The organism is Pseudomonas protegens, from assembly GCF_003732485.1.
GTDB classification, from domain to species: Bacteria; Pseudomonadota; Gammaproteobacteria; order Pseudomonadales; family Pseudomonadaceae; genus Aquipseudomonas; species Aquipseudomonas protegens_B.
Map to the genome: position 1 here is coordinate 119256 of NZ_MOAK01000032.1, position 9364 is coordinate 128619.

General features: G+C 61.9%; 7 protein-coding genes. 4 read left to right on the forward strand and 3 right to left on the reverse strand.

Features of this window, described 5'->3' with window-relative positions; genetic code table 11:
• Both tusA and rlmM read right to left on the reverse strand, forming a co-directional pair.
• The coding region (gene tusA, locus BLX41_RS05265) for a sulfurtransferase TusA (RefSeq protein ID WP_123724041.1) at positions 1 to 221 on the reverse strand (221 nt) is incomplete at its 3' end.
• Positions 222 to 413: 192 nt separating this feature from the next.
• A complete protein-coding gene (gene rlmM, locus BLX41_RS05270; RefSeq protein WP_123724042.1) occupies positions 414 to 1487 on the reverse strand; it encodes a 23S rRNA (cytidine(2498)-2'-O)-methyltransferase RlmM in 1074 nt (357 codons plus the stop codon).
• Between the two features lie 208 nt (positions 1488 to 1695).
• Here rlmM and acnA point away from each other — a divergent pair, with 208 nt between their 5' ends.
• The 3 genes from acnA (at position 1696) to BLX41_RS05285 (ending at position 7190) form a co-directional block, all read left to right on the forward strand.
• On the forward strand, positions 1696 to 4437 hold the full coding sequence (gene acnA, locus BLX41_RS05275; RefSeq protein ID WP_123724043.1) for an aconitate hydratase AcnA: 2742 nt from the start codon (positions 1696 to 1698) through the stop codon (positions 4435 to 4437).
• Positions 4438 to 4615: 178 nt separating this feature from the next.
• Positions 4616 to 5407: a CPBP family intramembrane glutamic endopeptidase gene (locus BLX41_RS05280; protein WP_123724044.1), complete on the forward strand. Its 792-nt coding sequence runs from the start codon at positions 4616 to 4618 to the stop codon at positions 5405 to 5407.
• 217 nt (positions 5408 to 5624) lie between these two features.
• Positions 5625 to 7190 (forward strand): methyl-accepting chemotaxis protein, encoded by a 1566-nt coding sequence (locus BLX41_RS05285; protein WP_123724045.1) that lies wholly within the window; start codon positions 5625 to 5627, stop codon positions 7188 to 7190.
• A gap of 167 nt (positions 7191 to 7357) precedes the next feature.
• On the opposite strand, the gene BLX41_RS05290 is transcribed toward BLX41_RS05285, so the two are convergent.
• Complete coding sequence (locus BLX41_RS05290) at positions 7358 to 8053, reverse strand: alpha/beta family hydrolase (protein ID WP_123724046.1); 696 nt, start codon at positions 8051 to 8053, stop codon at positions 7358 to 7360.
• Positions 8054 to 8152: 99 nt separating this feature from the next.
• Between BLX41_RS05290 and ccoN the strand changes: the two genes are divergently transcribed.
• Positions 8153 to 9364: cytochrome-c oxidase, cbb3-type subunit I (gene ccoN / locus BLX41_RS05295; RefSeq protein ID WP_123724047.1), on the forward strand; the 1212-nt coding region annotated here is incomplete at its 3' end.

The following is a 9364-nucleotide window of genomic DNA, read 5'->3' on the forward strand; positions in this document are numbered from 1 at the left end:
TAGGTGCCGGCCTCTTCCTGCTGCGCCACCAGTTCGTGATCAAGGAACACACAGAACTTGGGAATGTCGCGGCGGGTGGAGGGGTCCGTGGCGATCACTTTCAACAGCCCGCCGGCGGGCAGGTCACGAATGTGCTGGTGCAGCATCATCACCGGCTCGGGGCAATTGAGGCCGGTGGCGTCGAGGGTGCCGTCAACCGGCGTATCGATGATTTGACTCATGGTTCACTCCTGAAACAGGCGGCCATTGTCGCGCAATGGCGCCATCCGGTCATCTGTTGCCGTCGCTCCACGCCCCCCGCCCTCCCGTAGGAGCCGGCTTGCCAGCGAAGGCATCCTCACGCCTTGCACGGGTGTGGGGCCTTTTTCGCCGGCAAGCCGGCTCCTAACAGAAAGCGGGTGGTGTTGCGGGTACTACGCCGATTTGGGCTTTTTCACATCCAGGCGACGCAGGTGGCAAGTGACTTCCTCGCGGTCGTGATACAGCTGCTTGCAGCCGATCGCCACACGAATCCCCCGCGCCTTGAAGCCCTCTTCAATACGTTCCAGCAAACGCTTCACTTCGGCGTAACGCTGCTTCATCGGCAGTTTCAGGTTGACCACGGCCTCGCGACAATGACCCTCGCCGATCCAGGTTTCCAGCAGTGCGGCGTTGCGCGCCGGCTTCTCGACGATGTCGCAGACCATCCAGTCCACCGGCTGCCGCGGCTTGAAGGTAAAGCCGTCAGCCATCAGGTGCTGCACCAGGCCGGTGTCCATCAGGCTTTCGGCCATCGGGCCGTTATCGACGGCCGTCACCAGCATGCCGCGATTGACCAGCTGCCAGGTCCAGCCGCCCGGCGCCGCACCCAGGTCGACACCGGTCATGTCGCTGTGCAGACGCTCGTCCCACTGATCCCGGGGGATGAAGTGATGCCAGGCCTCTTCCAGTTTCAGGGTCGAACGGCTTGGCGCTTCCCGCGGGAACTTCAACCGTGGAATGCCCATCGGCCACATGGCCGAATTACCGGCATCCGCCAGCCCGACAAAGACTTCACGCCCACTCTTGAAGGTCAACAGCAAGCGCGGCCTGGCAGCATCCTCCACCAGCTTGCCGGCAGCAGTCAGAGCCTTGCGCAGCGGACCTTCGAACTTTTTGCAGAAGTTCGACAGCTCCTTGCCGTCGTTGGTATCCACCACTTCCAGCCACAGGCTGCCGCACTGGGGGAAATGGGCCAGAGAGGCGAGGATCACGCTGATGCGGTCGGTTTCCGGCAGCTCGACGAAGCCGCCACGGGCCCACTGCCGGGGGAAGATCAGGTCGGCAAAGCGCAGCCCCTGCATCAGGCGCTGGGCGCCGTCGTCCTCGGTGCAGATGAACTCGGCGCAGGCGGTGCTGGGTTTGGCCTTGGCATAACCGGCAACATTCAGCCGGGCCGCGTGGTCGGCGATCTCGGAGCAGACTTCACCCTCGAAACCGGGCCGGCAATGGATAAACAGGGTGTTCATTGAATCTCCTGGGCAAATGGCGACGAATCGATGCGCAAACCTGCCCTGTAGCAAAGCCTGTCACGAAAACCGGCGCATGATAACCGAGTTCGGAACCTTGGACTGAACCCAGGAGTCCAGTGATTAGCTATAAGCCCCAAACAGAGCTAGGTTAACTCTCTGTCCGTATCACAGGCCCGTAGCCGTGCGGGCCACAAGGAGTCATTCAATGCCATCCCTCGATAGCCTGAAAACCCTTAAAACCCTAAAAGTCGACGACAAGACTTATCACTATTTCAGCCTGCCGGACGCCGCCAAGAGCCTGGGCGATATCGACGCCCTGCCCATGTCGCTGAAAGTCCTGCTGGAAAACCTGCTGCGCTGGGAAGACGACAAGACCGTCACCGGCGCCGACCTCAAGGCCCTCGCCGCCTGGCTCAAGGAACGTCGCTCCGACCGGGAGATCCAATACCGCCCCGCTCGCGTCCTGATGCAGGACTTTACCGGCGTGCCTGCCGTGGTCGACCTCGCGGCCATGCGCGCCGCCATGGCCAAGGCCGGTGGCGATCCACAACGGATCAACCCGCTGTCCCCGGTGGATCTGGTGATCGACCACTCAGTGATGGTGGACAAGTTCGCCAGCAGCAGCGCCTTCGAGCAGAACGTCGACATCGAGATGCAGCGCAACGGCGAACGCTACGCCTTCCTGCGCTGGGGCCAGAGCGCCTTCGACAACTTCAGTGTGGTACCGCCGGGCACCGGCATCTGTCACCAGGTCAACCTGGAGTACCTGGGGCGCACAGTCTGGACCAAGGACGAGGACGGCCGCACCTACGCCTTCCCCGACACCCTGGTGGGCACCGACTCCCACACCACCATGATCAACGGCCTCGGCGTGCTGGGCTGGGGCGTGGGCGGGATCGAAGCAGAAGCGGCGATGCTGGGCCAACCGGTGTCCATGCTGATCCCGGAAGTCATCGGCTTCAAACTCACCGGCAAGCTCAAGGAAGGCATCACCGCCACCGATCTGGTGCTGACGGTGACCCAGATGCTGCGCAAGAAGGGCGTAGTGGGCAAGTTCGTCGAGTTCTATGGCGATGGCCTGGCCGACCTGCCCCTGGCAGACCGCGCCACCATTGCCAACATGGCCCCGGAATACGGCGCCACCTGCGGCTTCTTCCCGGTGGACGAGATCACTCTTGACTACCTGCGCCTGTCCGGGCGCCCGAGCGAACTGGTGAAACTGGTCGAGGCCTACAGCAAGGCCCAGGGCCTGTGGCGCCTGCCGGGCAAGGAGCCGGTATTCACCGACAGCCTGGCCTTGGACATGGGCACCGTGGAAGCCAGCCTAGCCGGACCGAAACGGCCCCAGGACCGGGTTGCCCTGCCCAATGTGGCCCAGGCTTTCACTGACTTCCTCGACCTGCAGTTCAAGCCCACCAGCAAGGAAGAAGGTCGCCTGGAAAGCGAGGGCGGCGGCGGTGTCGCCGTGGGCAATGCCGATCTGGTGGGAGAAACCGACTACCAGTACGAAGGCCAGACCTACCGCCTGAAAAACGGTGCGGTGGTGATTGCTGCAATCACCTCTTGCACCAACACCTCCAACCCCAGCGTGATGATGGCGGCCGGGCTGGTGGCGAAAAAGGCCGTGGAGAAAGGCTTGCAACGCAAGCCCTGGGTCAAGAGTTCACTGGCTCCTGGCTCCAAGGTGGTCACCGACTACTACAAGGCCGCCGGGCTTACGCCTTACCTGGACCAGTTGGGCTTCGACCTGGTGGGCTATGGCTGCACCACCTGCATCGGCAACTCCGGTCCGCTACAGGAGCCGATCGAGAAAGCCATCCAGCAAGCCGACCTTACCGTGGCTTCAGTGCTGTCGGGCAACCGCAACTTCGAAGGCCGGGTGCACCCGCTGGTCAAAACCAACTGGCTGGCCTCCCCGCCCCTGGTGGTGGCCTATGCCCTGGCCGGTACGGTGCGTATCGACATCAGCAGCGAACCGCTGGGTCAAGACAAGAATGGCCAGCCGGTGTACCTGCGGGACATATGGCCCAGCAGCAAGGAGATCGCCGAGGCCGTGGCCCAGGTCAACACACGGATGTTCCACAAGGAATACGCCGAGGTGTTTGCCGGTGATGCCCAATGGCAAGCCATTGAAGTGCCCCAGGCCGCCACCTATGTCTGGCAGGACGACTCCACCTACATCCAGCATCCCCCTTTCTTCGACGACATTGCCGGCCCCCTGCCGGAAATCAAGGACGTCAGCGGTGCCCGGGTACTGGCGCTACTGGGGGACTCGGTGACCACCGACCACATCTCTCCCGCCGGCAATATCAAGGCCGACAGCCCGGCCGGGCGCTACCTGCGGGACAAGGGCGTGGAACCCCGGGACTTCAACTCCTACGGCTCGCGTCGGGGCAATCACCAAGTGATGATGCGCGGCACCTTCGCCAACATCCGCATCCGCAACGAAATGCTCGGCGGCGAAGAAGGCGGCAATACGTTCTACATCCCCAGTGGCGAGAAAATGCCGATCTACGACGCGGCCATGAAATATCAGGCCTCGGGCACGCCGCTGGTGGTCATCGCCGGTCAGGAGTACGGCACCGGTTCCAGTCGTGACTGGGCCGCCAAGGGCACCAACCTGCTGGGGGTCAAGGCGGTGATTGCCGAAAGCTTTGAGCGCATTCACCGTTCCAATCTGGTGGGCATGGGGGTCTTGCCCTTGCAGTTCAAGCTCGACCAGAACCGCAAGAGCCTGAAACTCACCGGCAAGGAGACCCTGGACATCCTCGGCCTGAGCGACGTGGAACTGACTCCACGGATGAACCTGCCCCTGGTGATCACCCGCGAGGATGGCAGCCAGGAGAAAATCGAAGTGCTGTGCCGCATCGATACCTTGAACGAAGTCGAGTACTTCAAGTCCGGAGGGATCCTGCACTACGTGTTGCGCCAACTGATTGCATCCTGATCCACCACGAAACCAGACACCGCCTCAGGGCGGTGTTTTTCGTCGGGCTGTCGTACAAAACTCAGCTGGTTATACTTGCCGCCCGCCGAAGCTGACTCACCGGTCGCAATGGCGACTACAGATCCGGCGCTGAACAACGTTTCTGCAGCACCCCTTTCTTTTGCAACAAGGATTCCACATGACCGCTTTGCCATGGATGTATCTGGCACTCCTTTCTATCGGCTACGCACTGGCTCTGAGCTACGGGCAACTGGGACTGCTGGCCGCCCTCTCGATCTTCCTGCTGCTCTGCGCCGGATTCGCCGTACGCCAGCAACGCAGCCGCATCGGCCAGTACCTGGGCCACGGCCTGTTCGTGGTCATTGCCCTGGCCCTGGCCATGCACTGGCTGCCGGGCTTTTACAACGGCCGGGCCATTGATCCGCAGCGCTTTACCGACGACGCCGTGCCCTTCTCCATGTACCTGAATCAGGACAAGCCGCTGATCGGCTTCTGGCTGCTCTTGGTCTGCCCCTGGATCGTCGGTCGGCGCTCGTTGCGTCTGTCGCTCTACGCCACGGCACTGGCACTGGTGTTGTGCGCAGTCGCCGCATTGGGAGGCGCATTGCTGCTGGGAATCATCAGTTGGGCGCCGAAATGGCCGGATCAGGCCTGGTTGTGGGTACTGAACAATCTGTTGCTGGTGACCCTGGTGGAGGAAGCGCTGTTCCGTGGTTACATCCAGGGCGGCCTGAGCCGGAGGTTCAAGGCCCTCCCCTATGGCGAGAACCTGGCCCTGCTGTGTGCGGCTCTGCTATTCGGCCTGGTACACCTGGGTGCCGGCTGGCAATGGACCCTACTGGCGGCCATCGCCGGGGTCGGCTACGGTCTGGCCTATCGCTTTGGGGGCCTGGGCGCGGCAATCGCCACGCACTTTGCTCTCAATCTGCTGCATTTCGGCTTGTTCACCTATCCAATGCTCGCCGGATAACCCAGCGAAAAGTTGTCAAAACCAGTACTTCAGGACAATTGACTATCAAGGAAGAAGGTCAATGATTAGCGCCTCGCCAACGCCACCGGAACCTCGGTGGCGCATTTTGCAAGCGACAGCTTCTGCCAATGAGACCCAGCGCCGATTTTTGAAAAATAATTTCAATAATCGGCTGAAGCGGCCGACAACTCATCAAAGCCTTGCGGATTGAAAAACCATGCGTAATAACCAGCCTGTCACTCAGCGCGAACGTACCTTCCCGGCTCAACAACGGTTGATTTCCACCACCGACGCCAAAGGCGTGATCACCTACTGCAACGATGCCTTTGTCGAGATCAGTGGGTTCTCCCGTGAAGAACTGGTTCGCGCGCCGCACAACCTGGTCCGTCACCCTGATGTGCCCGCGGCCGTGTTCGCGCACATGTGGGGCACCTTGAAACAAGGCTTGCCATGGATGGGCATCGTCAAGAACCGCTGCAAGACCGGCGACCATTACTGGGTCAACGCCTATGTGACCCCAGTGTTCGAAGGCAACCAGGTGGTGGGCTACGAATCGGTACGGGTCAAGCCCACCGCCGAACAGGTACGCCGCGCCGAAGCGCTTTACCAGCGTATCAACGCTGGCAAGTCGGCCATTCCCAAGCGGGACAAGTGGCTACCGGTGCTGCAGGACTGGCTGCCCTTCATCCTGGTCAGTCAACTGAGCTTCATGATCGGCGCCTGGCTCAACTCCCACTGGGGTTTTGCCCTGGCCGCAGCCCTCTCGGTGCCCCTGGGCCTGTTGGGCCTGAGCTGGCAGCAACGAGGCCTCAAGCGCCTGCTGCGTCTGGCCGAACAGACCACTTCCGATCCGCTGATCGCCCAGATGTATACCGACAGCCGTGGCGCCCAGGCGCGTCTGGAAATGTCGATTCTGAGCCAGGAAGCCCGCCTGAAAACCTGTCTGACTCGCTTGCAGGACACTGCAGAGCACCTCAACGAACAGGCCCGGCAGTCCGACACCCTGGCCCACAACAGCTCCAGCGGCCTGGAACGTCAGCGGGTCGAGACCGAGCAAGTGGCCACAGCGGTCAACCAGATGGCCGCCACCACCCAGGAAGTGGCCAGCCACGTACAACGCACCGCCGACGCTACCCAGGAAGCCAACCGCCTCACCGGTCGTGGCCGGGATATCGCCGGGGAAACCCGCGAAGCCATCCAGCGCCTGTCGGTGGTGGTGGGCGAGACCGGCCTGACCGTGACCCAACTGGCCAAGGACAGCGACGAGATCGGCGGCGTAGTGGATGTGATCAAGGGCATCGCCGACCAGACCAACCTGCTGGCCTTGAACGCCGCCATCGAAGCGGCCCGCGCCGGGGAAATGGGCCGCGGCTTTGCCGTGGTGGCCGATGAAGTGCGTCAACTGGCACAACGCACCAGCGAGTCCACCGGACAGATCCATACCCTGATCGCCAAGCTGCAACAAACCGCCGCCACTGCCGTGCAGACCATGGACGCCGGTCATCGCCAGGCCGAAGAAGGCGTGGCCCGGGTGCTGGAAGCCGACCAGGCACTGGTGGGCATCAGCGAAGCGGTGGCCAACATCACCGACATGACCACCCAGATCGCTGCCGCCACCGAAGAGCAAAGCTCGGTGGCCGAGGAGATCAGCCGCAACATCAGCACCATCGCGCAACTGGCGGACCAGACTTCGGAGCAGGCCCAGCACTCGGCCGAACTCAGCGAAGCCCTGACCCGCACGGCGCACACGCAGTACTCGCTGGTGGAGCGTTTCAACCGCTAAGCCCACCGTGCCGGCGACAAAAAACCGGAAGCCAAGGCTTCCGGTTTTTTTATGCCCGCAAACCCACCGGACACCTGTAGGAGCGAGCTTGCTCGCGATAAATCTTCACCGCGCTACAAATTCGAAGACCGGATGAACGCTTCGCGAGCCCGCTCGCTCCTACAGGATCAGGTCAGCGCTTGCAGGAAGGCAGCAACCTTGACCGCCGCAGATTCCAGATGCTGCTCATGGGTGAAACCCGAGGCCTTCAGGGGCTTGAGATCGTGATCAGCGGCCGTCAGCCAGTACAGCTCGATACTGGGTGCCAGCGCGTAAGCCTCGACTGCCTGACGATTGCCCAGGGCGTCACGCTCGCCCTGCACGATCAGGGTCGGCGTCGCCAGTTCGGCCAGGTGCACCACTCGCGGCTTTTCCGGTTTGCCGACGGCATAGAAGGGATAGCCCAGGCACACCAGGGCATCGGCAGCCAGCTCATCGGCCAGCAGACTGGCCATCCGCCCGCCCATGGACTTGCCGCCTACCGCCAAAACCCCAGTGACATAAGGTCGCACCAAGGCATGCACCTCGCGCCAGCACTCCAGGAGCTTGGGTGCCGGGTTGGGCGGCCGCTTGCCACCGTCCAGGCGCCGCTGGGCCATGTAGGGAAACTCGAAGCGCAAGACGTTCACCCCATGCCCTGCAAGGCGTACAGCGATATCGTTCATGAACCCACTGTCCATGGGCGCACCGGCGCCATGGGCGAGGATCAGGGTCGGCGCCGACTGCACCTCGACTTCCTGTGCGAACTCCCACAACCAGCCCCGCTCCCGCACGCACTGCGCCCATTGATCCCCGTCAATACTGGCCTTGTGCTCATTGCTCATGCTTGCCTCGCTTTTAGTCTGCCTATAACTCCAGAAGAAGTGAGCGCGCCTTGCCGTGCGCAGTCGCTTTCACTTCAGCTGAACCGTGGATGGGGAACCATGAACACTTCTATCAGTACCGCCTACAACTACAAGGTGGTCCGCCAATTCGCCATTATGACGGTGGTGTGGGGCATCGTCGGCATGGGGCTCGGGGTTTTTCTCGCTGCCCAGTTGGTCTGGCCCGAACTTAACTTCGACCTACCGTGGACCAGCTTCGGCCGTCTACGTCCGCTGCACACCAACGCAGTGATCTTCGCCTTTGGCGGCTGCGCGCTGTTTGCCAGCTCGTTCTACTCGGTGCAACGCACCTGTCAGACCCAGTTGTTCGCGCCGAAAATCGCCGCGTTCTGCTTCTGGGGCTGGCAGCTGGTCATCCTCTTGGCGGCTATCAGCCTGCCACTGGGCTACACCAGCTCCAAGGAATACGCCGAACTGGAATGGCCGATCGATATCCTGATCACCATTGTCTGGGTGGCCTACGCCATCGTGTTCTTCGGCACCCTGATGAAGCGCAAGACCAAACACATTTATGTGGGTAACTGGTTCTTCGGCGCCTTCATCATCACCGTGGCCATCCTGCACATCGTCAATAACCTGGAGCTGCCGGTCAGCTTCACCAAGTCCTATTCGGTGTATGCCGGTGCGACCGATGCGATGGTGCAATGGTGGTACGGCCACAACGCCGTGGGCTTCTTCCTGACCGCGGGCTTCCTGGGGATGATGTACTACTTCGTACCCAAGCAGGCCGAGCGTCCGGTGTACTCCTATCGCTTGTCCATCGTGCACTTCTGGGCACTGATCACCCTGTACATCTGGGCCGGTCCGCACCACCTGCACTACACCGCTCTGCCGGACTGGGCTCAGTCCCTGGGCATGGTGATGTCGCTGGTTCTGCTGGCACCCAGCTGGGGCGGCATGATCAACGGCATGATGACCCTGTCGGGTGCCTGGCATAAGCTGCGCAGCGACCCGATTCTGCGCTTCCTGGTTGTGTCCCTGGCGTTCTACGGCATGTCGACGTTCGAAGGTCCGATGATGGCGATCAAGACCGTCAACGCCCTCTCCCACTACACCGACTGGACCATCGGCCACGTACACGCCGGCGCTCTGGGCTGGGTGGCGATGATCTCCATCGGCGCGCTGTACCACCTGATCCCGAAAGTCTTCGGTCGCGAGCAGATGTACAGCGTCGGCCTGATCAACACCCACTTCTGGCTCGCCACCATCGGCACCGTGCTCTACATCGCCTCGATGTGGGTCAACGGCATC

What these genes read in the sequence shown, in the direction of transcription:
- rlmM (WP_123724042.1), bottom strand. Translation starts at nt 1,487, where the DNA reads ATGAACACCCTGTTTATCCATTGCCGGCCCGGTTTCGAGGGTGAAGTC.
- acnA (WP_123724043.1), top strand. Translation starts at nt 1,696, where the DNA reads ATGCCATCCCTCGATAGCCTGAAAACCCTTAAAACCCTAAAAGTCGAC.
- BLX41_RS05280 (WP_123724044.1), top strand. Translation starts at nt 4,616, where the DNA reads ATGACCGCTTTGCCATGGATGTATCTGGCACTCCTTTCTATCGGCTAC.
- BLX41_RS05285 (WP_123724045.1), top strand. Translation starts at nt 5,625, where the DNA reads ATGCGTAATAACCAGCCTGTCACTCAGCGCGAACGTACCTTCCCGGCT.
- BLX41_RS05290 (WP_123724046.1), bottom strand. Translation starts at nt 8,053, where the DNA reads ATGAGCAATGAGCACAAGGCCAGTATTGACGGGGATCAATGGGCGCAG.